1 protein-coding gene is annotated in these 438 nt (G+C 44.3%); it reads right to left on the bottom strand.

All coding sequences use genetic code 11. The features are described from left to right. On the bottom strand, positions 1–438 hold a 438-nt coding region (gene ung / locus BHV72_RS06410; RefSeq protein ID WP_286855265.1), incomplete at both ends, for a uracil-DNA glycosylase.

Here is a 438-nt window from a genome sequence, read left to right as displayed (position 1 = left end):
CAACCGAAGAAACCATATTCGGCAGAACGGGGAGAAGGATGAACGCTGGTCAGTACCAGATGTTTGCTAGTATCTATCAAAGATAGTTTCTCTTTCGCATAATTTCCCCAAAGCATAAATATCAAATTTTCTCGCTTTTCACTAAGTTTCCTGATAACTGCGTCTGTGAAGATTTCCCAGCCCATATTTCGATGAGAACCGGTTTCGTGCGCTCGTACGGTAAGAACAGAGTTTAGCGGGAATACGCCTTGGGCAACCCAGCGATCCAGGTTACCGGAAGCAGGAATTGGTTTTCCCAGGTCTTGATGTATCTCTTTGAATATGTTGTTTAGTGAACCGGGGATAGCTACTCCATCAGGCACAGAAAAACAGACTCCATAATATTGTCCGGGATTGGGATAGGGGTCTTGTCCAAGGATAACTACTTTTACCTTTTCG

Origin of the sequence: Bacteroides sp. 43_46 (assembly GCF_001915455.1) — a bacterium.
Classification (GTDB): domain Bacteria; phylum Bacteroidota; class Bacteroidia; order Bacteroidales; family Bacteroidaceae; genus Bacteroides; species Bacteroides caccae.
This window is presented reverse-complemented; position numbering and strand designations above follow the sequence as displayed.